General features: G+C 56.2%; 27 protein-coding genes and 1 pseudogene. 12 read left to right on the top strand and 16 right to left on the bottom strand.

Annotated elements, in window-relative coordinates; translation table 11 throughout:
- Positions 1 to 130 precede the first annotated feature (130 nt).
- Positions 131 to 490, bottom strand: a complete 360-nt coding sequence (locus PMI35_RS14605) for a cupin domain-containing protein (RefSeq protein ID WP_008060371.1) — start codon at positions 488 to 490, stop codon at positions 131 to 133.
- A 112-nt stretch (positions 491 to 602) separates the two neighbouring features.
- Here PMI35_RS14605 and PMI35_RS14610 point away from each other — a divergent pair, with 112 nt between their 5' ends.
- Positions 603 to 1,583: a LysR family transcriptional regulator gene (locus tag PMI35_RS14610; RefSeq protein WP_081504829.1), complete on the top strand. Its 981-nt coding sequence runs from the start codon at positions 603 to 605 to the stop codon at positions 1,581 to 1,583.
- Between the two features lie 569 nt (positions 1,584 to 2,152).
- Here PMI35_RS14610 and PMI35_RS14615 read toward each other — a convergent pair.
- A complete protein-coding gene (locus PMI35_RS14615) occupies positions 2,153 to 3,124 on the bottom strand; it encodes an HAD family hydrolase (protein WP_238543176.1) in 972 nt (323 codons plus the stop codon).
- Positions 3,125 to 3,493: 369 nt separating this feature from the next.
- On the opposite strand from PMI35_RS14615, the gene PMI35_RS14620 reads away from it, so the two are divergent.
- On the top strand, positions 3,494 to 4,153 hold the full coding sequence (locus PMI35_RS14620) for a MarC family protein (RefSeq protein ID WP_008060362.1): 660 nt from the start codon (positions 3,494 to 3,496) through the stop codon (positions 4,151 to 4,153).
- A gap of 72 nt (positions 4,154 to 4,225) precedes the next feature.
- On the opposite strand, the gene PMI35_RS14625 is transcribed toward PMI35_RS14620, so the two are convergent.
- Positions 4,226 to 5,938, bottom strand: a complete 1,713-nt coding sequence (locus PMI35_RS14625; protein ID WP_008060360.1) for an arylsulfatase — start codon at positions 5,936 to 5,938, stop codon at positions 4,226 to 4,228.
- A gap of 360 nt (positions 5,939 to 6,298) precedes the next feature.
- On the opposite strand from PMI35_RS14625, the gene PMI35_RS14630 reads away from it, so the two are divergent.
- Positions 6,299 to 6,715, top strand: a complete 417-nt coding sequence (locus tag PMI35_RS14630) for a response regulator (RefSeq protein ID WP_008060359.1) — start codon at positions 6,299 to 6,301, stop codon at positions 6,713 to 6,715.
- 471 nt (positions 6,716 to 7,186) lie between these two features.
- On the opposite strand, the gene PMI35_RS14635 is transcribed toward PMI35_RS14630, so the two are convergent.
- Positions 7,187 to 7,420, bottom strand: a complete 234-nt coding sequence (locus PMI35_RS14635; RefSeq protein WP_008060358.1) for a hypothetical protein — start codon at positions 7,418 to 7,420, stop codon at positions 7,187 to 7,189.
- A gap of 261 nt (positions 7,421 to 7,681) precedes the next feature.
- Positions 7,682 to 7,948 (bottom strand): hypothetical protein, encoded by a 267-nt coding sequence (locus tag PMI35_RS35720; RefSeq protein WP_032831640.1) that lies wholly within the window; start codon positions 7,946 to 7,948, stop codon positions 7,682 to 7,684.
- A gap of 30 nt (positions 7,949 to 7,978) precedes the next feature.
- On the opposite strand from PMI35_RS35720, the gene PMI35_RS14640 reads away from it, so the two are divergent.
- A complete protein-coding gene (locus PMI35_RS14640; protein WP_008060357.1) occupies positions 7,979 to 8,263 on the top strand; it encodes a hypothetical protein in 285 nt (94 codons plus the stop codon).
- A 52-nt stretch (positions 8,264 to 8,315) separates the two neighbouring features.
- On the opposite strand, the gene PMI35_RS14645 is transcribed toward PMI35_RS14640, so the two are convergent.
- Positions 8,316 to 10,157 (bottom strand): potassium transporter Kup, encoded by a 1,842-nt coding sequence (locus PMI35_RS14645; protein WP_008060355.1) that lies wholly within the window; start codon positions 10,155 to 10,157, stop codon positions 8,316 to 8,318.
- On the opposite strand from PMI35_RS14645, the gene PMI35_RS35320 reads away from it, so the two are divergent.
- The gene (locus PMI35_RS35320; RefSeq protein WP_238543177.1) at positions 10,156 to 10,557 is read left to right on the top strand and encodes a hypothetical protein; all 402 of its coding nucleotides are present in this window, start codon (positions 10,156 to 10,158) and stop codon (positions 10,555 to 10,557) included. The two genes, PMI35_RS14645 and PMI35_RS35320, sit on opposite strands and share 2 nt — an antisense overlap.
- A 15-nt stretch (positions 10,558 to 10,572) precedes the next feature.
- Here the strand turns inward: PMI35_RS35320 and PMI35_RS35920 are convergent.
- Positions 10,573 to 10,705: pseudogene (locus tag PMI35_RS35920) on the bottom strand (YkvA family protein); the annotation flags it as partial.
- A gap of 364 nt (positions 10,706 to 11,069) precedes the next feature.
- Between PMI35_RS35920 and PMI35_RS14655 the strand changes: the two are divergent.
- Entirely contained in the window at positions 11,070 to 11,297 is a 228-nt protein-coding gene (locus tag PMI35_RS14655; RefSeq protein WP_157295688.1) for an AbrB/MazE/SpoVT family DNA-binding domain-containing protein, read from the top strand.
- A 622-nt stretch (positions 11,298 to 11,919) separates the two neighbouring features.
- Entirely contained in the window at positions 11,920 to 12,549 is a 630-nt protein-coding gene (locus PMI35_RS14660; RefSeq protein WP_008060350.1) for a LysE family translocator, read from the top strand.
- Positions 12,550 to 12,633: 84 nt separating this feature from the next.
- Here PMI35_RS14660 and PMI35_RS14665 read toward each other — a convergent pair whose 3' ends face one another.
- From PMI35_RS14665 to PMI35_RS14680, 5 genes are all read right to left on the bottom strand, one after another.
- Positions 12,634 to 14,127 carry a DUF1254 domain-containing protein gene (locus PMI35_RS14665; protein WP_008060349.1) on the bottom strand — a complete coding sequence of 498 codons (1,494 nt, stop codon included), beginning with the start codon at positions 14,125 to 14,127 and terminating at the stop codon, positions 12,634 to 12,636.
- Between the two features lie 49 nt (positions 14,128 to 14,176).
- Positions 14,177 to 15,631, bottom strand: coding sequence for a DUF1254 domain-containing protein (locus PMI35_RS14670; RefSeq protein ID WP_008060347.1), 1,455 nt, complete (start codon positions 15,629 to 15,631; stop codon positions 14,177 to 14,179).
- Positions 15,632 to 15,812: 181 nt separating this feature from the next.
- Positions 15,813 to 16,031, bottom strand: a complete 219-nt coding sequence (locus tag PMI35_RS14675) for a hypothetical protein (RefSeq protein WP_008060344.1) — start codon at positions 16,029 to 16,031, stop codon at positions 15,813 to 15,815.
- A gap of 608 nt (positions 16,032 to 16,639) precedes the next feature.
- Positions 16,640 to 16,822 (bottom strand): DUF2934 domain-containing protein, encoded by a 183-nt coding sequence (locus PMI35_RS33970; protein ID WP_157295685.1) that lies wholly within the window; start codon positions 16,820 to 16,822, stop codon positions 16,640 to 16,642.
- Positions 16,823 to 16,888: 66 nt separating this feature from the next.
- The gene (locus tag PMI35_RS14680; RefSeq protein ID WP_008060342.1) at positions 16,889 to 17,308 is read right to left on the bottom strand and encodes a hypothetical protein; all 420 of its coding nucleotides are present in this window, start codon (positions 17,306 to 17,308) and stop codon (positions 16,889 to 16,891) included.
- Between the two features lie 248 nt (positions 17,309 to 17,556).
- Between PMI35_RS14680 and PMI35_RS14685 the strand changes: the two genes are divergently transcribed.
- Positions 17,557 to 17,778 carry a hypothetical protein gene (locus tag PMI35_RS14685; RefSeq protein ID WP_008060341.1) on the top strand — a complete coding sequence of 74 codons (222 nt, stop codon included), beginning with the start codon at positions 17,557 to 17,559 and terminating at the stop codon, positions 17,776 to 17,778.
- A 225-nt stretch (positions 17,779 to 18,003) separates the two neighbouring features.
- On the opposite strand, the gene PMI35_RS35310 is transcribed toward PMI35_RS14685, so the two are convergent.
- Positions 18,004 to 18,294, bottom strand: coding sequence for a hypothetical protein (locus tag PMI35_RS35310; protein ID WP_008060340.1), 291 nt, complete (start codon positions 18,292 to 18,294; stop codon positions 18,004 to 18,006).
- 690 nt (positions 18,295 to 18,984) lie between these two features.
- Here PMI35_RS35310 and PMI35_RS14695 point away from each other — a divergent pair.
- Entirely contained in the window at positions 18,985 to 19,194 is a 210-nt protein-coding gene (locus PMI35_RS14695) for a hypothetical protein (protein ID WP_008060339.1), read from the top strand.
- Positions 19,195 to 19,973: 779 nt separating this feature from the next.
- On the opposite strand, the gene PMI35_RS34835 is transcribed toward PMI35_RS14695, so the two are convergent.
- Positions 19,974 to 20,234, bottom strand: coding sequence for a hypothetical protein (locus tag PMI35_RS34835; protein ID WP_008060338.1), 261 nt, complete (start codon positions 20,232 to 20,234; stop codon positions 19,974 to 19,976).
- Positions 20,235 to 20,250: 16 nt separating this feature from the next.
- On the opposite strand from PMI35_RS34835, the gene PMI35_RS14705 reads away from it, so the two are divergent.
- The gene (locus tag PMI35_RS14705) at positions 20,251 to 21,018 is read left to right on the top strand and encodes a helix-turn-helix transcriptional regulator (RefSeq protein WP_008060333.1); all 768 of its coding nucleotides are present in this window, start codon (positions 20,251 to 20,253) and stop codon (positions 21,016 to 21,018) included.
- Between the two features lie 39 nt (positions 21,019 to 21,057).
- Here PMI35_RS14705 and PMI35_RS14710 read toward each other — a convergent pair whose 3' ends face one another.
- Entirely contained in the window at positions 21,058 to 21,819 is a 762-nt protein-coding gene (locus PMI35_RS14710; RefSeq protein WP_008060332.1) for a bestrophin-like domain, read from the bottom strand.
- Positions 21,816 to 22,154, bottom strand: a complete 339-nt coding sequence (locus tag PMI35_RS14715; protein WP_008060331.1) for a hypothetical protein — start codon at positions 22,152 to 22,154, stop codon at positions 21,816 to 21,818. Before PMI35_RS14715 ends, PMI35_RS14710 begins: the two co-directional genes overlap by 4 nt.
- A 182-nt stretch (positions 22,155 to 22,336) precedes the next feature.
- On the opposite strand from PMI35_RS14715, the gene PMI35_RS14720 reads away from it, so the two are divergent.
- Entirely contained in the window at positions 22,337 to 23,248 is a 912-nt protein-coding gene (locus PMI35_RS14720) for a peptidyl-prolyl cis-trans isomerase (protein ID WP_008060330.1), read from the top strand.
- Positions 23,245 to 24,243, top strand: a complete 999-nt coding sequence (locus PMI35_RS14725) for a HupE/UreJ family protein (protein ID WP_008060329.1) — start codon at positions 23,245 to 23,247, stop codon at positions 24,241 to 24,243. The genes PMI35_RS14720 and PMI35_RS14725 overlap by 4 nt, the downstream gene beginning before the upstream one ends.
- Positions 24,244 to 24,276 lie beyond the last annotated feature (33 nt).

Below are 24,276 nucleotides of genomic sequence, written 5' to 3'. Positions count from 1 at the left end.
GAGGCAGACCCATTCACCCCGCTGGGCAATGTCCGCGCCAGGTTCAGGGTCCGGGTTGGTTTAAAGGAGTGATTGCTCAGCTTGGGCTTTGCGATTGATTGTTTTGACTCGCACCCACCTCTTCAGCTGGCTAACCGACAATCACATAAAACTTCAGCATCGGAACTGGCTGACGCCACACGCCACGAAACCCCTTGGGCACCAGAAAGGAATCACCTTGGGTATAGGTTTCGCAGAAACCCTCTGCTTCGAGAGTGACCTCCCCCTCCAGTACCACCATGAACTCATCAGCCGGATAGTTCTCGTAACGCTCGATGTAGGGTTCGCAGCGCCAGATACCCGACTTCACCGGTGGTTCGCTACGGCAGAAGTAGGCATGATCCAGGCCCATCGGGCGGCCTTCGATCAGCTCGGCATGTTCAAGAGCCTCGTTTGGCAATTGCTGCCAGTCAGTCGGGCCAGTGGAAGAAAAACGGATTGGCAGGAGCATTATGAAACCTCGCAATGGCGTGTTGGGATTGACGTCCAAGCTAAAGTCAGGCTCCTATACGGGCAAGTGACAAGATTTCAGCCTGAGTCACTTGAAGTTACGGAGCGCTTACTTGAGAAAACATCAATCGCTAACCGCGCTTCGCGCCTTCGAGGCCGTTGCCCGACTTAATAGCATCTCGTCCGCTGCGCAGGAGCTGCATGTAACGCGTCCAGCAGTGTCAAAACAGGTTACGCAGTTGGAGAGCGACATGGGCTGCGCCCTGCTCCAGCGTACGGGCAATGTGATCCGCCTGACGTCGGCGGGCCGCGAGTTGTTTGCGGCCTTGCAACAAGCCTTCGAGTTGATTCAGCTGACCACCGATACCATCAGCCGCCGGGCACGGCGGGGAGAGCATCTACGGGTGTTGGTATGCCGTGACTTCGCGTCAAGTTGGCTGGCCGGCCAGGTGGGAAAATTCCTGGTTGCCAATCCCGGCATATCCGTAGAAATCACCGCCGAAAACAACTTCAGCTTCCGCCTTGATGAAGATTTCGACTTCCGAATTTTCTATGGTATGCACGGAGCCAGGGTTGGCGCAGGACTGGAAGAAACTGAGCTGTGTCGCTGGGTCGATGTTCTAGTCTGCACCCGCGCCTTTGCAGAAACCTATTTAGGTGAAGGCCACAAGCCTTGCGAAGCGCCTTACCTGATCGATGCCAATTACGATGTCTGGGACGAGTGGTGCGCTCTAACCGGGCTGGATTCTGGCGGTCCGCGTCGCCAGCAGACAGTGTTCAACGAAACCACCCTGTGCCTATCGGTCGCCGCATCAGGTGGCGGTCTGACCATCGGCGACAGCTTCCTTGCACTGCCCGCCATCAAAACAGGCGAGCTGATCGTCCCCTACCCACTGGGCCTGGTCAGCGCGCAGAACTACAGTCTGTTCAAGACCAAGGCAAGACCCAACTCACCGGCTAGCCAAAAATTTGAGACCTGGCTACGGGGTGCAATAGATGCCTACCAAGTGACAGTGCGGCAAGCGCTCGCGGAAAAAGGCATTCGAGTAGTGGAGCGCACCGATGCTATCGACCAAAGCGCCCCTATCGGCTGAGCGTGCTGGACCAATTACGGGACTCACCGTTATTGGAGCGTCGCTTCTGGCCACGCCATGTCTGGCGGGCTTCCAATTCAGCAGTTTGAGCCGTGGTGACCTAGGTCTATTTCTTTTTTCTCGCGTCACTCATTAATGCTTGATGGGTGAGCGGGACAGAGTAACTCCCGCTGATGCTGTCCCGTCAACCGTCAAAACTCTATCTGATTTTCAATTGCATAGAGACAATTCTTGCCTTTGGCGCCATGCAGCTCTGGGCAAGCCGTCGCTCATGAACGTCCGCTTCTGGCCGATTCTGTTGAAAAAATCGGTTCTCCCAGACTGCCCCCCTACTGACCGCTGAAAACGTCTTTTTTGCGCGTCGATACGCGAAATCTGAGCCCCGAATCCCATGCTCAAAGTAAAGATTTCAATCTCAAGCGCGTACTTTTCTGTCGTGGAAACCATGGCCAACTTTTTCAACAGAATCGGCCGCTTTCTGCCGTTCGTGACAGGCAAAAAAAAACGGCCAAAAGCAGCCCCCCAAGAGAGGCTGCTTTTGGCAAGCGGAATTCAATCACCGCTGCATTTCACTCGAATGCAAAAATCTTCTTCCAGTCCTTTTTCATGCTGATCACAGTCCAGCCTTCATTTGTCGCTTGGGTATATAACGATTCGGTGAAGGTGCCTACCTTAGTATCTGGTAGTCCTTGCGCCGGGCCATAGGCGTACTCACGTTCGGCGTCGTCGTGCAGCACTAGCATTGCCAATCGCGCCCCCTTGCCGGCCTTGGTGTACTCCAGCATTTGCTTGTCACCGGTGGAATTGCCGAAAGCGGCGTAGGGCTGACGCCCGACCAGTAAGTAAATATTCTCTGGCTTACCGGCATCGTTGTCGTTGAGCAATATTTTGGGCTGCTTGATCAACTGCGGCTTGCCGCTTTTGTCATAGCCATATTCGGTGGCCCCGGCACTGCCAACTACCTGTTCGGGAGGAACACCATAGATCTCTTCGGCATAGGCGCGAACGAAGTCCTGCCCTCCGCCGGTGACGATGTAAATTTTGTAGCCATTGTCACGCAGGTATTGCATGACTTCCTTCATCGGCTGGTACGTCAGCTCGGTAAAGGGGCGCTTCCAGCGAGGGTCTTTGGCGTTCGCCAGCCAAGCGTTAACCTGTTGCTTGAACTCGTCCGTGGGCATGCCGCTGAAAGTTACCATGGCGATTTTCAGATAGTCATCGAGAGTCAGTTTCGCCATGGCGGCACGATCACCTGACAGCACCGTTTTGAAGGGCTCAACCTGAGCCAACTCGGGTTTGGCCTCGACGGCGGCCGGCACGCGACTCAGGCAATAGAACAATTGACCGTAGGCTGGGTGCTCGACCCACAGGGTGCCGTCCTGGTCAAAGGTTGCGATACGCTCAGCCGGCGATACGTACTGAGCACCGCCTTGCTGGGTGGTCGCTTTGACGAACTCTACAATGGCTTGCTTGGCCGGCCCTTCATTCCAGGACGCTAAAGGGTCAGCAGCGAACACCGCCGTTGACGCGATCAGACTCATACCAATTACAAGGGGCGCGCCATAACGTCGCTTGAGGTAAGAGCAAGAACGGTTCGAAGAGGCAAGGGAGTTCCAAATACGCTGCACCAAGCTCATGAATACCATGATGTCTAGCTATGAGGGATCTGGTTGATCGTCGGTGGTTACATGGCTGCTCACTCAGGCGATGACGACAGCAGTCAGTTGGGAATTCAGTGTAGTGGGTGTGGGAATACTTGCTATTTCCGCGCTCGTAGAAGGTTTTGCTCGATGAAGGCCCGGCACGGCATGGAGGATTTCTAAGAAGTACGTCTCGAAAAATGCAATACCGGGTAATCAGCTATACCCAATAAGGTAAGTCGGTCAACCACGCGCTTGGGTAGATCATCCATGAACGCCTACTTCACCCTGTTCTTCGGCATGTTCACTACCCTGCTGGTAATCATCAACCCACTGGAGGCCATTCCGGTATTCCTGGGTTTGCTGCAGAACAAGGACGCTGCCGAACAACGCCGCGTGGCGCGAAAAGCCTGTCTTTATGCGTTGCTGTTGATGTTTTTCTTTTTGATCTTCGGCAACCTGCTGCTGCGTTTGTTTGAAGTTCCGCTGAGTATGATTCGGGTGGTCGGCGGGGTGATCCTGATGCGGATCGGCTTCGAGCTTTTTGCGCCCTCACCCAACAGCAGCCTGATTCCAAGCGGTGGCAAAGGCGACGAGGACGTATCCTTCATCCCCATGGCCATGCCGATCATGTTCGGCCCCGGCGCCATTGCCACGGTGATTGGCCTGACCAGCACCATTAAAGACTCCGACCGCGCCGTACTGTCCTTCGCCGTCGTGGCGCTGGCGATCTGCGCCACCATGCTGGTCACTTACCTCTCGCTGGCCTACGCCAACACCATCCTCAAAAAGATTGGCCCGCAAGGGATCGATGCCGCGACGCGCATCGTCGGTTTCTTCGTTTCGGCGATGGGCGTCGGCCTGATCTTTCACGGGACGGTGGAATTTCTCCAGTCGTATGGGGTGTTGCTCAACGGTGTAATAAAGTAGGACTGCAAATCATGCAGAACGGGCGCCTGTTTGGGGCGCCCCGTCGTTTAGGACAACTAACCCGCCACGATGTTAATCGTGTCCGTTATGACCGTTCTGCCGCATGGCTTTGAGAATGCCGTCCAGGTTGTAGGTTTCCGGCGCCTGCATGGGCGGGAAGTCCTTGTATGACATCAGTTCCTTCTCCCAGAGCAACTGCCCGATCGGCAGCATGTTCCAGTTGTAGACATAGGCATTGCCCGGTGAGCCCAAAGCACCGCCATAGCCCGTGATGGACTTGGCGTCGGCACCGACCGTTGTTTCGAAAGGGTCGCGCTTGAGGTTGAGCAGTTGGGTCCAATGAAACGTGGTCGCACCATACAGCCCGCCCGTCGCGGTATCCGGCACCATGGTGTAGTACATCTTCCAGTTCTTGTAGCGCACCGCCGAAGGTTGCGAGCCGGTGTAGTAGAAGAATGTATCGCGCGCCGATTTGTCGGTTTTACCCGTCAGGTAGTCAGTCTGGTCCACCCCATCGAGCTTGGTCTTGACGATGCCTGGGTAGCTGCCCGCCATGATTTGCTCGTTGAGTTCATTGCCCTTCTTGCCACCAGCGATATTGACCAGCGTCGGCACCCAGTCGAGTGAGGCAAAGATGTCAGTCAGGACGGTGCCAGGTTTGATTTTTCCAGGCCAGCGAATGACCAGTGGAGCGCGCATGCCGCCTTCCCAAGTGGTCAACTTGCCGCCCTTGAACGGGGTCGTACCGCCGTCCGGGAAGGTAATGGTTTCCGCGCCGTTGTCGGTGGTGAAGACGACAATGGTGTTGTCCAGCTGGCCCATGTCCTGAAGTTTCTTCAAGACATAACCAATGTTGTCATCGAGTTGCTTCATGCCGGCTTCGTTGGTGCCCCAGTCTTTTCCACCGGGCTCACCGACCATGGCGTCGTATTTGGGTGGCAGCACCGTGGTGATGTGCATGCGCGCCGGGTTGTACCAGACGAAGAAAGGTTTGTTGGTTTTCTTCGGATCGTTGCGGTCGAGGAAGTCGATGACCTTGGCGGAGATTTCTTCATCCACGGACTTCGAGCGCTCCAGCGTCAGCGGACCTTCGTCCTTGCACGTGGTGTTCTTCTGCGTTCCGTCGCTGGAAACGCATGACATGACCGGACGAGGTGGCGTCAGGCAGGTGCCTTCCCGCGGATCGATGGCGCCGGGAGCGTCCGGCAGCCCATTGATCGGTGTGGCCTTGCACGGTGGTGCGATGCCCTGCACTTGCGGCGTCTTGTTGATGTCGACAAAACTCACGCCCTGCATCGCGTCGAGGTGATAGAGGTAACCCCAGAACTCCTGGAAACCATGGGATGTCGGCAGTGCTTCAAAGTTGTCGCCGAGGTGGTTCTTGCCGAACTCACCCGTGGTGTAACCCAGATCCAGCAGAAACTTGGACAGTGCGGGTGTACCAGGGCGCAGCCAGGATGGGCTGCCGGGCAATTGCGGTGGGATCATGCCGGTTCGCAGCGGGTGCATCCCGGTAAAGAAAGCGTTACGTCCTGCCGTGCAACTCTGCTCGGCATAGTAGGTCATGAACTTCGCGCCTTCCTGGGCGATGCGATCGATGTTCGGCGTCTCACCGACCGCCAGACCCTGGTGATAGATGCTCGGCTGCATCCAGCCGATGTCGTCGGCCATGATGAATACGATGTTGGGTTTCTGATCGGCAGCTTGAATCACTGTCGACAGGCTGGCTCCTGCTGCCAGACTGCTCAACGCCAATCCCGTTAGTACAAGTTTTCTGAGCTTCATGTATTTGATCCTCTAGCAGTTGATTCACAGAACTACCCGTCTCGGATACGTCGTGCTCTCATCTCTCAAGGCTCAAAAACTGCAACTACCCCAATCCCTATACCGACGGTCAGCCACGTGTTTGCTGCAATCGCTCGCCTATCTGCGACCTGCGGTTGAAGTAAGGATCCTCACGCAGGACGGCCCCTCACCATCAATTGCGCTGCACCTGATGCTAGGAAATCCCTAACTTTCCCTCCCAAGTTACTTTCTCTGCCTCGAAATCAAGGAGAGATCGACCACACGGCTAGCTCATAGCAATCTGGGTCGCCTATGCTGTCTCTTCGATGAGGCAAAACCTGACCTTGAAGGACAAGGCGCGTGAACGTGAACTGGGAAGGAATGCGGCCAATCGAAGGTACGGTGATCGTTATTGAGGATGATCCTACCCTTCGAGCACTGATGACGGACATCCTGGCCGAGATTGGCGCCCAGTCTCTGGCTTTTGAGACTGCAGACGACGCGCTGACGTACTTTTTGCAAAACACTTTCCACTGCCCGCTGGTGATCGTGGATCATGCGCTACCTGGGCAGATACAAGGGTTGGAGTTTATTGAGATGATCCAGAGTCGTCTCCCCTGGATCGCCTCCATTCTCACGTCCGGTTATTTGATCGATCCTAGCGACCTACCCGTCCATACGATCTATCTGCACAAGCCTTGGTCACTGGATGACCTGGTGATTTCGGTGGCCACCCTGCTGCAGCCCGGAAACCCCATCATCAAGACGTCCCACTGAGTTGCTGGAGGTTTCTGTGACCCAGAAAGGCTTCATTGGCCTCCTCTTTGCGTTGTGTGCGCTATGGATTGCGATTGTTAGCGGGGTAATTGTTCTGGTCAGCTAGATCAGCACGACGGCTCTACAACACTCGGTGGTGTTATTGGTCTCCTAAATTCGCCCACCTTTGCCCACACGCTGCATTCACACCGAGCAAGTCATGGGAACGAACGACGTCCTACGCCTGCTGTTAACGATCTCTGCGTTGTGCGTTGCCGCCGCGCTCGCGAGCCTTGTGTTGTTCCTTTAGCCGTCTTCGCGAGCTACCGTCTTGGGCCGGTGCCTCCTGTGGCAGTCACGGCCTCAAACCAGTTCTGTGGGCTCTGGTATTTCAAAATAAGCACGACTGGGTTCGTGCTCGAGAAAAAAGGCCCCACACCTGGCTCATGTGTGGGGCCTATTGATCACGCCCCATTGTCGGTAGCGCCACCCTTAGCCTTTCGCCCAGGCGTACACACGGTGATTGATTTCACCGAGGCCGCCGTCGCGGGCGATCCACTCTTCACCGGCGCGCCGGCATTGCGCTTTTAATTCATCGACGCTGATGCCATGAAAAGCCGCGACGGCCGGGGCCAGATGCTCTGGGGCGTCGCCGCCGTCGCGCAGGGCCACAAACATCAGGTGATGCGCGGGCCAATTGGCATACAGGTTATTCGGTTCGGTCATGGTCATAGCTCCTTGTGGGAGACATCCCATTGTAGGCCTTACCAATCCCGGCATCGGATCATGGATAGATCGAATTGCTTACAGATGAGTCGTCGGTACGGAAAAAATTTCTGATTCGGGGTAAGGTTTTTCCATCACGGCCTCAGTGACAACCACGGCGGCGGATGACTCGAGAGTGATCATGGCCACCAAGGTCATCCTGACGATTGTCAGAGTGCCAAGCCCGTTGACGGCGACCCCGGCTGATCCACATGGCTCGAATCAGCTGGTGAATGCCAAAATGGCCCCCACGAAATCAAACTGGTTTTTATTCATCTTGAAGAGTCTTTCCCCATCCTGGGCTAACCTTCCATTCTTGAGTCCCATCATCCCTTTTATCCTTGCCTTTTGAGGATATGTAAACGTGAAAGGCAAAACGATTGGTACCTCTGCAGTCGTGACCTTCGGGGCTGCGGTGATGGATTTAGCACTTGGGGAGCCAGTAAGGATCAGCGAGAGGATGCACTGTGCAAGGTAGCGCAGGAGCATCTGAAGGCCGTCGAAATCCAGGCACGCGCCATGGCAACCGGTCTGTCTGTCGAAGGCTACGCCGAAGCGGAAAAAACCGAGGTGGGCAAGCTCATCAACGCGCTGGATACCGCTAAAACCAAGGAAGAGGCGGAAGCAGTAATTACGGAGCACTCCGCAAATGTCGAGGCCAAGGTCGCCGCAACCGACGCGGAAGTGAAGTCGCGAGGCAATCAACCCTTCCTAGTGCAACAGTTCAAGAAGCAGCGGATAACGACTGACGTTAAGCTGGAAATCCAACGCGCCGAGAAAGCGGTCAACATAGCGTGTGAATGAAGCTGACCAAGTGATTCGATTCGTATAACGATTGCCCTCCCCTGATCTTTCACTACATTTCGACCTGTGTACCCAACTCAATGACCCTGTTCAATGGCAAATTGAAGTACTTCAGGTTGCTGTTGGCGTTCTTGAGCAGGAACGCAAACAAGTACTCGCGCCACTTGGCCATACCGATGCGCTTGGTCGGGATGACCGTCTCCCGACTCAAGATATAAGTCGTGCGCATGGGACTGAAATCAAGCTCGGGCAAATGGCAGGCACGCAACGCGAGAGGTACATCCGGTTCTTCAGTAAAACCGAAGTGCAGACTGACCCGAAAGAAACCTTCGCCAAAAGAGTCAACTTCGAACCGGCGGTCGACAGGCACTCGCGGGCTGTCTTCGGAAACCACGGTCAACAGCACCACCTGCTCATGCAACACCTGGTTATGCAGCAGGTTGTGCAGCAACGCATGAGGAACAGCTTCGGCCTTAGCTGTAAGGAATACTGCCGTGCCTTGTACGCGGTGGGGAGGTTGTGTACGAAGGCTGCTGATGAAGAGCGGAAGCGGAAGCGCGGTTTCATCCAGCCGCTCAACAATAATCTTGCGCCCCCGCTTCCAGGTCGTCATCAAAATGAACAGGCCGATGCCGGCAATCACCGGGAAGGCCCCCCCCTGAAAAATCTTCGGCGCATTGGCCGCGAAATACAGACTGTCCACCAACAGAAAACCGAGCAACATTGGGATGGCCAACCAGCGCGGTGTTTTCCATAGGAGCAAGACTACAGCCGAGGACAAGATGGTGGTGATCAACATCGTTCCAGTCACAGCAACCCCATAAGCGGCGGCCAAGGCGCTGGAAGACTCAAAACCAATCACCAGTAGCACAACACCGACCATCAACGCCCAGTTAACTGTGCCGATGTATATCTGGCCCTGCTCTTGGTCGGAGGTGTGCTGGATAAACATTCGAGGGACGTATCCCAGCTGAATGGCCTGGCGCGTCAGGGAAAAGGCACCAGAGATCACGGCTTGAGAGGCGATGATCGTTGCCAGAGTTGATAGAGCAATCATAGGCAGTAGCGCCCAGTCAGGCGCTAACAAATAGAAAGGATTGCGCACCGCTTCCGGGTTTCCCAGGATCAAAGCGCCCTGACCAAAGTAGTTGAGGGCTAGACCGGGCAAGACAAGGATAAACCAGGCACGGGAAATTGGTTTGCGACCAAAGTGCCCCATGTCGGCATACAAGGCTTCAGCACCGGTCAGTGACAGGACGACAGCACCCAGAATCGCCACACCAATACCTGGATGAACCACAAAGAACTGCACTGCCCAAGCAGGGTTGAGCGCTTGCAGCACTTCAGGCCGCTGCAAAATCCCGTAGATCCCGAGCGCACCCAACACTACAAACCACAGCACCATGACCGGGCCAAACAAGATCCCAATTCGAGCCGTGCCGTGTTTCTGTATCAGGAACAATGCCACTAACACGATCACCGATAACGGCACCACCCAGTGCTCTATTCCGTCAAAGGCCAGCTGTAGCCCTTCAACCGCAGAGAGCACCGAAATGGCCGGGGTGATCATGCTGTCCCCGTAAAAAAGTGCCGCCCCGAACAGGCCGAGCAGAACCAGTACCTTGCTCATGTGCGGATAAGGTGCTGCCGCGCGACGAGCTAATGCCGTGAGCGCCATGATACCGCCTTCACCCTGGTTGTTGGCACGCAGGATGAACAGCACGTACTTGATGGAGACCACCCAGATCAGCGACCAGAGGATCAACGACAGAATGCCCAGTACACCATCGTGATTTAACTGAACACCGTAGTGGCCGGAAAAAACTTCCTTGAGCGTGTAGAGAGGGCTGGTGCCAATGTCCCCGTAAACCACTCCGACAGCGGCAATAAGCATGGCCACGCCTGACGTTTTAGTTTCGGAGCCGTCGTTCGCACTGGTCACTGTTTTGCTCAAGGGGGCTTCTCTCAAACTGCGAAAAGGAATTGCATGCCATCCTTGGGCAATACGGTTTGCCAGAGCCGTTGGAGGCTCGGACATTGGGTCGATAAAAATCGCGGCCAGTATCGTTGCGAACCAAAACAGCTACCGTAAAAAAAACGTAAAAAAATCTAAGGTGCGTACCTCGCTTGAGGAAGGCGGATTCAGTCGCTCGGTGAAAAAACCGACTTCGCTCAGCGAACGCAAGCCCACCAGACACCCGACGCAGCAACGAGCCAGGTCAAAACAACAACCATCGCAGCAAATCTGTTCACTGGCCGCTTTTCATGGTTTGCCTCCCACTCACTCGCCTTAACCTGACACGCCTGGAGCACTAGCTCAGGCATGAGCCGAATAGCGAGTAGAATGCCAAGCGGTAAAATAATCACATCGTCCAGATAACCCAGCACGGGAATGAAATCGGGAATAAGGTGGATTGGGCTCAACGCATACACCACGAGTATGAAAAATGCTAAACCGTCCCGACAAAGACTCGCTTCGTGCGATGCTCGAATCTCAGGTTCAACAAAAGCTACTGGACGATCCGGACGCGCTAACGACTTATGCAGCGCATCGAAACCCTGAGCGGAAGCCCTACGTTAGCAAACGCACAGTCCAGGATAAGGCTTTTGACAGAGAGCTCGAGCAGATGCGTGCAGACGCAGAGGCTGGAGTGATACATACGCCTAAGCGCGAACCGGAGGACGGAGGCGCTCCTAGCCTTAAGCTTGATGATTATCCTGATCTGTAAACGCGCCGCTGAGAATCTACAGACGGAAGCGGCTTGCCGGCTCATAGCAACGGAGACCAAATGTGAAAAAGCCACCTATGAAAATCATTATCGAAGAATGGGATGGTGACGGTGCGATTCGGATTCCGGACGAAGCGCTGCAGGAGCTCGAACTGGATGTCGGCGACGATGTGTACCTGATAGAAGAATTTGTCGGCAACACGCGCTGCCTTGTCCTATCAAAAACGCCTCAGATTGCGGATCGAATAGACGAGCTCACTGAAGCTTGGGATAGCACACGGCTTGGTAACGCCCAGGAGAAATGAGACAGCCGCAATGCGTTGTCTTGATCCACTCACAGAAGGCTGCGTGCAGTCGATTACCCGCCTAGGCGATAGCCGGGCCCAGCAGGCCCGAAGCATCGACTATTGGGAAAATGGCTCATTGAACAGTCATTCCTGCGATGAGAAAGCACGGTGCACCGTCATAAAAATTGTCTCAGCTTAAGCCCTCCCATTCTTGAAATCATCTCCTTTTGCCGGTACTTCTAAGTCACCAATGTCATGCACGGAAAGCAACCATGCACGAAAGATTCAGAGTGATTGAAACCACCACACTGGACGATGGCAGCAAGCGATATAGGGTCGTTGATCTTGTAGAGGGAGGGTCAGCCAGCAAACATGGCGTGTTCAAAGTCAGGGCGGAGGCAGAAGCTGTTTGTTCGCTCCTGAACGCCGAGCATCCGCGACAAAGTGGCTTAAGTCATACGTCCTTGAGCATCTGATCCACTCCTTGCCATAACTGGCCACCTTGTTTCTCAATGCCGTCAAACGGAATATTTTTCCTCTCCACACCTGACTGTAGCGGCCAATTCCATCCCCACTGTATCTGCTTCTGCCTGACTAACGCCGGGTAGCATGACTCCTCCACCCGAGGAGGTATTACCCTATGCCGGACGCCACTAACCTCTACCTATTCATTGTTGCCGCTTTGCTGTTGCTCCTCGTGCCTGGCCCTAACATGGCTATCGTCACCAGCCATGCGGTCGCCCACGGCTGGCGCGCCGGTTTCTCCGCCGCTCTGGGAATAACTCTGGCCGATGTGCTGATGACCGTCACGGTGAGCACCGGTCTCGGTGCACTGGTAATGAGTTGGTCTCCGGCGTTTGACTTGCTGCGCTGGGCCGGTGCTTGCTATCTGATGTGGTTGGCCTGGCAGGCATTGAAGGCTCCCTTTGCGGATACCAATACTCAAGCCACACAAGCTTCGATGCGCAAGATTTTCGCCCGAGCCACGTTCAACAGCCTGTTAAATCCCAAGGCACTGTTGTTCTTCATGGTGTTCCTGCCGCAGTTTGTTACTGTCGGGGGCAGCAGCGTCACCTCGCAATTGATGTTCCTGGGGTTGCTGCTTGCGCTGATCGCCTTGATCTTCCATTCCCTGCTCGGCTTTTGCGCCGGGCGGCTGCATGGGCGCCTTCGCGAAGGCTTTATCTTTAAACGCCTTGGCGCCTATAGCTTCGCGGCAGTAATGACGGCTCTGGCGGCGCGTTTGCTGATGCTCAACCGACCGGTTTGAAGGCACACCAGGATGGTTCGCCCTGTCTCTCACTGACTTTTTTGCATCGCCCCGTTTAACAAACGGGGTGATGCAAGTTCATCGTTACTGTTTGACCAGATCGCTGGGCTTCCAGCTCTGGTCGAAAAACGCCTGTTTCGGCCCATACAGCCGCACAATCACGAGGAAACCTTTGCCCGGAACGGTCTTGATCCAGTTCTTGCCTTCGCCCGGTGATTCGGGGCCAAAGTAGAGGTCGGTCGAGCCATCACTGTTTTGCGCCGGTTTGTCCATCTGATTGAGTGAGGGGAACGGCTGGCCGTTGTCCAAACCCGAAGCGGTGAGGTTGTCGTAAGCGGTTACCGACCAGAACAACGCCGCTGGCACATTGGCGGGTAGGTTGAGCTTGTAGGTGTGGGCACCGTCGAGGAACTTGCCGTCGGCATCGCGAGTGGTGGCCGGATACTTGGCGCCGGCACCGACCATGTTCATCACCATGCCCGGACTGTCCGAGTAGGCAGAGGTGAAGAACGCCACACGCTGCTCGAGGTTGGTGAATGTGCCGCTGGCCTGAAACTCGGTGTTTTCCCCGGCGAAGGTGTTCACGTACTGGCGATCTGTGTAGTACAGGCCGCCCGGCTCTTTCATCAGCAGATGACTGGTAACGACCTTGCTCATCTTGAACGCGATGCGCGCAGCGTCATCCAGCAGCTTGCGCCGTTGTGCATCCGGGGCGAAGGCCTTGCCCTTTTCGATGCCGATGGTGTGCAGGAAGCCGCGCATGTCCATGTCCGCCGGGTCGACCGCTTCGGCTTCAATGAAGCGCGACAGCAGATCGAAGTATCGGCCGTCCTCGGGGAACAGCATGTTGATCGGCGCACCGGTGGCATCGGGGAATCGCATCGGCAGCGCCGAATCCTTCTTGCCTAACGGATAGATTTTCGTGCGCTCGACTTCGGCCACCGGCACGCTCAGGTCTTTCGGATCCTTGAAGAAGGTGCGCCAGAACAGGAACACGTTGTTGGTGCGCGAGCGGTAGACGAAACCCTCGGTGGGTTCCGGACCGGTGTAGCCAGGCGGCAACAGCACATAGGTGCCACCCTTGCCCTTGTCGGGACCGGCCAGGCCGACGTCGCCGCGCCAGGTCTTGCCATCGATGGTCGGACCGACGATGGGCCGCTGGAAGAAATCGTCGAACATGCCCTGCACGCCGGGCGGTGCTTCCACCACCAGCGGACCGTACTTCGCTAGGTCCAGATAACTCATGGCGTAGACCAGGTCGGAGTTCGGCGTGGTCACCAGCGTCTTGGCGTTGATGCGTTTCTTCCAGGTCGGCAGGATGTTGTAGCCGGCGCCGAATTGTTTCTCCGACGCCTCCTTCATCGACCAGATGTTGATGGCCGGCAACGACCACAGATACGACTGCACGGCACGCTGGAAAATCAGCTCGTCGATCATGCTGCGTGCAGTGGCTTCGGTCGGGAAACCGTTTTCGAAGGGCTGGTTGGCAAGCTCTTCGTAACGCGTGGCGGCATCGGCGACGCCGCTGAGGGAGACCGCCACTGCCAGGGCGGTCAGGGTGTTGCGCAAGCTGCTCATGGGATGTCCTTATGGTGGCGCAGTTTGAAGGTAAATCTGGGCACGGCTTTCAGTTTGCCTTGACCACTGCCGGCGGCGTCCACTGGCCGTTCAATGCCGCCGCGTCAGGCCAGTAGGCTCGAACGTACAGCGAGAAGTCGGCCCCCTTCGGCGCGGGCAACCAGTTGCTTTCCTTGTCGGCACCTGGCGATTCGCTCTGCACGTACAGCGTCAGCGAGCCGTCGGCATTGGGTTTGAGCGATTTGTTCTTGGTGCCCAGGGAATAGCGGCCCAGTGGGTTATCCGCGAAAAAGTGCTGTTCGTTATACAAGGTCAGCGACCAGAAACCCTTGACCGGCGGCAAGGCATCTTTAGGGAAGGTCACGCTGTAGCGCTGGCCGCCGTTGAGCCGCGCACCGGACTGATCCAGGTCCTGGTAGAAATACTTGGTCTCGATCTGCTTGTTGACGAAGATGTTCGAGCGGGCCACCGCTGTGCGCAGGAAATAGTCGGTGCCGAACGCCGCGCCGTTGTCGATGGTGCTCCAGTGATTGGGCAACTGCTTGCCATAGTTGCGAAACTGCAACAGCGGCTTGACCACCTCGGCATCGGACTTTTGCGCCTCGTCGATCATGGCCTTTTTCAATTCTGGATCACGCTGGGCGATCTGCGCCAGCACCGACAGTTGCGCGTAACGCGCTTCTTCGCCGGGCAACGGCTTGGCGTCCTTGAGAAGTGCCGGCAGTTCATCGAAGAATTTTTCCGGGAGCACCCAGCGAGTTTCTTCCGCGCCCGCCGCTTCTGCCGGGAATTTCGGCGACTTGCTCCAGTCACGCTGTTTGAGTTTGCCGTCGTACTGGGACACCGGGTACATATCGATCCCGGACAGGTACGGCTGAATCGCTTTGCGATCCGCGGCGGTATCGTCCTGGAACACTCGTGGAATCACGAAACCGGTGTTGGTTTCGGCGCGAAAAACCTTTGTGATGCCTTCAGGCACCTTACCGTTCCAGTCCGGCCCGACCAGCAGGTAGAAACCGGGCTTGGTGCCATACATCTTGCCCAGCTCGGCGAAACTGTCGGAGCGCAGATCCACGACTTGATACACCCAGAACCGGTCGCCGAAATCCGGTACCTGCAAGACCACCGGTTCCAGATCCAGCGCAATGCTGCCGGCGCCGTAGACCACATCCTGGTTCGGACAGGCCACCAGGCGCTCCCCTGGCGAGATGTAATCGGTAAGCATCGACAGATGATTGATCGGCGCCACGGGCACGATGCCGCCCATCAGGCCGGCTTCGGGCAGATCCTTAAACTTCAGCCGCCGGTTATAGATATTGGCCATCGGCCAACCCCAGAAATACGCCTCGCGCGCCATCATGCGCACATAGGTTTCGGTCACCTTCACATCCGCTTCAGGGCCAGACACCTGAGCCACCGGCTTGCTCTGCGCCTGCACAGCAGGCGCACCGAGCAACACCGCCGTCGTGAGCAGGCAAAGAGTAAATAAAGGGGACTTATACATGAAGACGCTTCCTTGCTTGGAATTTTCGAAAGACCTGTTCTTGGCAGTAAACACATCGATAGAAAATCTAGCAGAGGAACCCGATTCGGCCAGAAGAGGCATGCAGTCGGTGACCGCGCTTCTCGCCGGCGCACTCACATTCACCAAGAATGGGGATTTAAATCAGGGATACTGCAATGATTCAGTTAGTAAACGGGGCATTGCTAGGCATCGCCCCTGATGGAAAGTTTATAAATTTGTCCCAGCTTTCGTAGGCATCGTGCTGCCTCTTGCTCGCAGCGTCCCAATCGGGGCCGGAAACACATCTGGCTGACACCAGCATCATCATTCTCATGGTGGCGGCATCCAGTTCCATTAAGAGATTATGTGACTCGATTCTGAAGTCATCGATAGATGCCATGATCTTTGCCTTGGGCGGATCTCACCGCCATTGAAGAACTGATGCTCCTCAGACGGTTGAGTGGGCTGCACAGAGATAGTTCACACTGGCTTGATCGCCGCTACCTCTGCACGCAAGATTCAGAGTGATGAAACTAGGCGACCTGGCTGTCCAACTCCGACCAACGCATCATCACAGCCTTCTTCCGCCAAGCGTTCTACAAGCGCGTCCATATCGCTCTCATCAGACGTCAGTTCGTGATTCAGGGTGAAGGTGAATACCATCTCTAACACTCCGCATCAGCAAGATCCTACGTGGCTTCGATTGTCGCACGACGCGTCGAGCCGGGCTTAAGCCCGAAGGAGCGATAGCCGTAATAGCTTCACTTCACAGCCTAACAAGGCGCCTATCGAATCTCACACAAGAACCACCGCTGCATTCGACCGATAAGATCGAGCACAGCGTTCGTCTCCACCCTCGTCCTCAGCATCTTCAGTGGACGCTTTGAACCGAGCCCTCAAGCCGGCGAGCTCATCATTCTGTTGCAGCGGCGACGTTGTCCTCGAACAGGGACATGCTTGCTCAAAGACAGCAAAGCGTATCGGAAGCGGAGTGAAGAACCGTAGTCATCAGTGATCAACGCGGCTGGCTTCGCCTTTTGCTGGCCACTCACCATCCGTAGCTTGACGAGTGGCCTCCGTCTCAAGCTGTTCCTGCGCAAGTCGCCAATAAAACTCTTCAGATCCTTCCCGACGACCATCTTTTTCCCACAACTCATATGCCCTTTCTCGGACTTTCGAATCGTCAATCATTGTCATTCCTCTCTGAGTCTCTAATTGATCCTGGTTCTTAAACTGGCTGATCCCAAAGGTATGGGCTCATAGCTCATCCTCAGCTTTGGCTAGCAGAGCGTCATCCGCGAGGGGTTCAAGCAGCGTCTCGGCAATCTCGCCGAGCTTGCCCAACGGGTGATCACAATTGCCCAGCAGTTCTGCTGTTGCAATCTTGTCGGCATGTCCTCGCTCGGTGGTAATGATCAGCCAGCCCAGCGCCGGGGTATGTACCTCGTTATCGGCAAGACGGTTGTTCACGTACTCATCCACTGCCAGGGCGAACTCTTCAGCAGTCACACCTTGCTGAGGATGCATGCGACGTTGGAATGACACGCTGTTGCCGCGCAGAAGTTCTTCCGCTGCGTTGTAGAGCCAGTCCGCTCGAGCGGCGTCCTGTGGGCTCTCGCTCACTAGAGGGGGATGATGACGAACATGTTTTAACGGGGAAAAATGTGTTGTGTTCATGATCGTATCCAGAGCGAGCAAGAAGGTTTGTCGCGCGTGGCTGACTGCTGAGGAATTAAATACCCCATATCCATTTGACCGCAGACGTTGCGGCAGAGTCCATCGGCGATGCGCCCTTACGTCAGTCCAATCGGCTGCCAAAACGATGCATACACACTCTCTAAACACCCTTTTACTGGTCGTCCTCTCCCTCGAACTCACGGATTCCATGGGAATCTATCAAAGCACACACCTAATGGTCTTTCGTGATGAACGACATTCGCAAAACCCAAGCACTGGCAACGTGGGAAAAACTGTTTAACCAGCCTGAGATTCGGATGGACGCAGAGGAGCAGTACGAGGCACTGCTGCATCTCGCGGACGAATTTGAAGATCAGGGCTTTATCAGTTCACAAGAACGAGGAAGGCTCATCGAGAAGGCAACGACCCTCTACACGCGATCTATCGAGGGTATAGGCGAAGGCACCTAGCGCTCGCCTAACTGAACTCCCCTGCCCCGACAAAAGGCTCGAAATAATTCGAACGTCAAATGCGGCCTGGACTGATGAGGCGCCGTACTGAACGGTGCAAACGGAATTTGCCAATCCGTCCTAGATCTTGGGGGTACAAGAAAGCAGCTTGGATTAAGGATGATGGGGTCGTCACTTGACGCCTGATTAGATGACCAGGTGCCTACCAAGCTGCTGTTATGAGAGCTAGGCCACATGCCTCTCTGTCTGCTTGAGACTAATCGCGAGCCGCCTTGCACACCCCACACCCCAGGCTAAAGCACGAGTCATTGATTCACCCGGTCTGGAATCAAATGCCTCTTCATGCAAAGCCATGCCGCTCGCCGCATACACTCCGATGAACATCTGGGTGCATCCCGAGGGCGATGGCCTCACTTGGACATCAATGAACGTGCCATCGTCTAACGTCTCATCGTGTGTCCGATGGTGAAGTGCTAGATCAGCCCATTGCCAAAACACATCCCCACGAATTCGCATTCCGCCTCCTCCTACGACTTTAGTCTTAGTTATCGGAAAACTCACCATAGCTCAGCGAGGCGGTGACGCAACGGGGTGCGTCAAGATTGATTTATAAATCGGACAATTGGCCATGATTCCTGTACACGGCTAGAGATTCTGTACAGGTCATCTGCGCTTCTTTTTTAAGGTCGAGGGCATGAGAGGGTTATGCCGAAAACTTCGGCATTAGGATCGATGGCAGCGTCAGTACCTCCATCAGTAAAATCTAAATCTTAGCCGGGCCCTGCTGGCCCGAAGCATCGACTATAGGAAAAATGGCTCAACGCGGATCCTGCTGTTTGTACCGTCGTTCCTGCGATGAGAAGCACAGTGCACCGTCATAAATTGTCTCAGCTTAAGCCCGCCCCGTTCTTGAAATTGTCTTGGTTTGCCGGTACTTCTAAGCCACCAATGTCATGCACGGAAAGCAACCATGCACGCAAGATTCAGAGTGATTGAGACCACCACACTGGGCGATGGCAGCAAGCGATTCAGGGTTGTTGATCTTGTCGAGGGAGGGTCAGCCAGCAAGCATGGCGTGTTCAAAGTCAGGACGGAGGCAGAGGCTGTTTGTTCGCTCCTAAATGCCGAGCATCCGCGTCAGGGTGGTGTAGGTCGTACGTCCCTGAGCATCTGATCTACGCTGACCTCTTCCACGGAGGAATCACAATGTCGAACGCAGACCTACTCCCTTCCCTACTCTTCAAGATCAATCAAATCCAACTCGCGCTCGAAGCCGCGATCATGGAACTGACACTCTGGGTCGAGCAGCGTGGCTCAGCGGAGGTCGCCGGCAACGTACGCGGTGCTTTGGACACAATCAGCAAGAATGAAGAGTTCATCAACATGACGCTTGCGGTGCTAATGACGCCTGAGTGAGTGCTCTCAAACTTTGGGCCTTTCTCACTATGGTCGGAGCTGGCGCTCTCTATGCCTCAAGGCACTTCCCCCCAAATATTTACATCCAGATGAAACATGAGATGGACAGCGGCGATGTCACATCTGCCCGGGCTACGTTATATCGACTCCTGCGCTGGATAAAAATGTCGAATACCCTCGTGTGAGTTCCAGCCTCCGACTTCGCCAAAGTCACGCGCACGAGACATCCCCTCGCTACCTTCCTATCGGCAATAACCTCTGTACGGAGCAAAACCAAGCGTCAACCGGTGGTCGGCGCAGCCTGATCAATGCATTGCGAAGCCGAAGGGCCAAGGGTCACGAAGTATCGGGTTGCAGGTGCTGATGCTAAGTCTTTTTGGTGCTTTGAACTCATTGCAGTTCACCGCCATGAGTACGCTGACCTGTTGGGGCCATGCCGAATTGACCCACGTGCCGACGCAAGACTGCCCCACCTCCAAGTCGGCACAAACCCTGCCTAGGGAACGTTTTTCGAGGAGTAAGACTGGGTCAGTGACATCTCGGCATCTGGGGCAATTCGGCGTCAGCGCCTACACTCAGAAATCATAGCAAGGGTTCGCGTAGGTGTTTTTACACACTCTGGGCCGAATTCTGCCGCTGCTGACCGGCAGCTATGGATCGATCATCGCCATCGACGGCAGCAAATTCAAAGCCGTCAATAATCGCGACCGCAACTTCACTCAGGGCAAAGTGAAGGCACGCAGTCACCGAACGGTGCGTCGGCCTCCACGTAGCGCACGTCAAACCGGCCAAGCGCGGGTCAAGGCCCGGCGTAACACCCGCGCCACGCCGTACGGGTGCAGGACCTCGGTGGACAAATTGCCCCAGCGGTCGATGCCACAAAACACTGGCCCTGCCTGCAACTGGCTGAGGCTCAGCCACACTTCATAGGCCTGCACCGGGCACAGACGTATTAACACCGGCACACTGACGCTGCGCCCCTGATGTCCACGGTCGGATTTGCTGCTGGAGAGGAACAGGCTCAGCCCTTCGCCCGGCACGAGCTGATTGGTTTCAATGCGCAGACGACATAAATCGTCACTGCGAAAGGCCCATCAAACCTTCTTTCACGTGCTGATGTCCAGTGCCCTGGTGCACCTGGAGCAACACGAGTTAGGGCTGACCGTGCACTACGAAGTGACCGCGGCGGCCGAGATCGACGAAACCCAGTCCGTCCACCTAGGCCTCGCCCTGCTCGCGCGCAATTTGCGAAACGACCTGTACCCGCAGTGGTCACCCGAGCGCGTGATGCTGCTTTGCCGGGAACCGCGCAGCCGCGTCAGCTATACCCGGGTGTTCAGCCAGAATGTGTTTTTCAATCAGGAGTGCAACGGCATGCTGCTCAGCCACCAGGTGCTGGCGCATCCACTGAACGAGAAACAGCGCTTCTCCCGTCCCGCCCTGCTTGACTACCTGCGGGAAAACCAACAGCGACGCAACCGAAGCCCGGCCTCGGCGACCGAAGACTCCGTGCGCAAATTGCTGGCCAGCAGTGGCGCGCCCCTGGAGGCCGTCGCTCTCAATCAACTGCAAAGCCGCCGAACCCTGCAACGCAGGCTGGCCGGCAGCGGCACCACCTTCCAGGCCATCAAGCAACAGACCAAACTGGACCTGGCCCGCAAATACCTGAGCCAGACCGACCTGAAGCTTTCGCAGATTTCCGAGGTGCTGGGTTTTTCGAGCCTGAGCGCCTTCAGCCGCTTTTTCCACAAAGCCCAGGGCTGCGCGCCCAAGGCTTACCGGGCGCAGGCAGCGGGCATCAACGAGCGGCTCAGTGCGCCTTAGGCAGCCTTTGGATAGTCGTTACTGCTTCACTCGGGAAAATCACTTGCCAATGTTCATCAGCGCCGTGCGCAACGGCGCATCGGAAACATGGATGATCCCGATGTAAGGATGCGCCATGTCGACCACCAGAAAGACCGCCGCGGCCACCGACAGGGAGCAAATGAGCATGACGCCTATCACGGTGGGATTGGCCGGCGCCTGCAGGCCGAACGTCGCGAATAGCCAGGCCAGCCAGCAGGTCAGGATCACGAGAAATGCCGTGGGCAGTCCCTCCGTATTGCTCTCGACCAGTATCCAGTGGGCTTCCGCCAGCTGAGAGCTGACCTCCAGTGCGCGGGCCTGCAGCATGCGTTGCGGTTCGTTGCCGGGCGTCAGTGCCCGCAGCACAACCTGCACCGGTTCGATCCCCGGAGACTCGTCAAATGGATTGACCGCAGTCGACTCGGTGGACGAATTGCCCCAACCCCGGTTCAACCGCGTTTCAATCAATTGACGCAGACGAGTTCGAGCCTGCGCGGTCTCCGGTCCGTACTGGGCCATGACCCTGTCGAGCAGGACGATGCGTGCGGCCGATGTCCGCACTTCAATCTCATTACTGTCGTAAACGTTTTTTGCAGACGCAATCAGCAACCCGAGCGCCAGTGCGGACAGCGTCCCCACGACGGCCGTTGCTAGGCGAATGACGTCCTTGGACTCGACATCCAGGTGATGATTCGGTAATCGCAAGCGCAACAGCATCCCCATCATCGCGGCAGCGAACAGGCAGGCGAAAACCATTCCGCCAATGATGATGGAGCTCAATGGCTGATCTCCCTGGTCATTGCCCGAATCAGCAGTACCGACATGACTGCGTGCAAGATGACCACCGGCCACAAGAGAACCCCACTCGCGTGTCCCATGAAGCCAGCATAGGAAAGATACAGCGTAACCGCTGCGTTATAGGTCAGCATGCCGAGCATGGGGGGGCCGGGCCAACAGGCAGCGGCCAATGCAATGAGGGCGATCCCGGCTATGCGGACGATGACACCGCTTAGTTCGATGCCAAGCAGCAGATGCCCGACCAGCGACGGGATAAGCAGTAGGCCCACGCCCGCGGCGGCCTCGATGATCGCGGCGAAAACCAACAGTCCTTTCATCAGATGGGCGCTCCAACCGGGCTGTGCCGGCGATTGACTGCATTATCCCGAGGAATCATTTAATCCGATTGCGACTAATGCTTAGTTCCTATCGTGATTAGCCTCGGTGGAAAGTTCCGGCCCAGCAGCAATACTCCACTCTACTTCGAAAACCATTCGAGTATAGCGTGGGGCACCAAGTCATGAACTTGACCGTGGGTGAAGCGAAAGCGTCTCGACTTTCGTTAATCAAACGATGCCTTCGCCAGCCGTTACTGCACTTTTTAATCGCCGGTTTTGCACTCTTTGGGCTGTATGGCGGTTTGCACCGTTCAACAGTCAATCAAGACCCGCAACGCATCGAAATCACCCCTGAAGTTGTTCAGTGGATCGCGATTTCCTGGCTGGCACGCTGGCAACGACCCGCATCAGAGCAACAACTGCAGGGTCTGATCGATGAATATGTGAAAGAGGAAATTCTTTATCGCGAAGCCCTGAAGCTTGGCCTGGATAAAGACGACACCATCATTCGCCGCCGACTGGCGCAAAAAATGGATTTTCTCGCTGAGGATGTTGCGTCGCTCCGCGAACCGGCACCCGGTGTACTTGAGGCCTGGTACAACCGGCATCCAGACCAATATGCCCCACCGCCACTGGCGACCTTCCACCATTTATTCTTCGCCCTGGATAAACGCGGTGCGGATGCGCGAGTCCAGGCTCAAGCCGCGTTAAGTAGCCTGACTGACAAGCACAGCGGTGATGGCGATGCCTTCATGTTCAACAGCGCCTACTCAGAGCAATCACAGGATCAAGTGGCGCGGGTCTTTGGTTCGAAGTTCGCCGTTTCATTGTTCAAGCAGGCGCCGGGGGGCTGGGTGGGGCCTGTGGAGTCAGGTTTTGGCTGGCACCTGGTGTGGATCGATACGCTGGCCAAACCGCCGGCACCGGCCTTCGAAACCGTAGCCCAACAGGTCAAGTCCGATTGGTTGTTCGAGCAGCGCAGCAAATCGAAACGCGCGAATTTCGATGCGCTCAAAGCACGCTATGAAGTGGTGGTGACGCTGCCTGCTTCCGCCGATGGAATTGCCGCCAGTCAAACGGAGCGGCCGCAATGAGGCGCAGGGTCTGGCGACTGTTGCTGCTTTGCTTGATGGGGCTGACCGCCATGGCCCATGAGTCGCGCCCCGCTTACCTGGAACTCAACGAAACGGCGGCCGGGCGCTATGACGTCCTTTGGCGCACGCCGGTGCTGTCGGGCATGCGATTGCCGATTGTGCTGCGGTTTGCCGAAGGAGTGCGCACTGTCGTCGAGCCCGTGGAAAGCGAGCTCAACGATTCACTGATCGAGCGCCGGGTCATTGATGCCGGCACCACGGGACTGGTCGGGCAGCGCATCGAATTCATCGGTCTGCAAGCTAGCATCACTGATGTGCTGGTGCGTGTCTCACGCCTGGACGGCAGCCTGACGACCACCCTCGTCCACCCCGCGCAACCCTGGCTGGAAATCGCCGCCACACCGGGAATGTTCTCGGTGGCCGGTGCGTTTCTGATCCATGGCATCCAGCACATCCTGGGCGGTTTCGATCACCTGTTGTTCGTCTTCGGCCTCCTGCTGCTGGTGAGTAATGGCTGGATGCTGGTGAAGACCATCACCGCGTTTACCCTCGCCCACTCCATCACCCTGGCACTCGCCGCCTTGGGTGCGGTGCGGCTTCCCGGCCCGCCAATAGAGGCGATGATTGCGCTGAGCATTCTGTTGCTGGCGGTGGAAATCGCCCGCAAAAACCGTGGGCAAAGCAGTTTTACGATTCAATGGCCATGGGTCGTGGCGTTTTATTTTGGCTTGTTGCATGGCTTCGGTTTTGCCGGGGCGCTGGCGGAGATCGGCTTGCCGCAGCGCGACCTGCCCCTGGCGCTGTTCAGCTTCAACGTCGGCGTCGAGATCGGCCAGTTGCTGTTCGTCGCCGTGGTGCTGAGCCTGCGCGCGTTGTTGCTGCGCTTTCGTCTGCCACGGCCTGCGCTGCTGTATGCCCGTCCGGTTGCATCGTACGCGCTGGGTACGCTGGCAGCCTTCTGGTTTTTCGAACGGCTGTCCAGCTTCTGGACCTGAATTGCACTCTGTCACCCCCGTATTCCCAAGAGG

Origin of the sequence: Pseudomonas sp. GM78 (assembly GCF_000282475.1) — a bacterium.
In the GTDB taxonomy this organism is placed as follows: domain Bacteria; phylum Pseudomonadota; class Gammaproteobacteria; order Pseudomonadales; family Pseudomonadaceae; genus Aquipseudomonas.
Note: the sequence above shows the minus strand (reverse complement) of the source record. Positions and strands in the feature narration are given on the sequence as shown.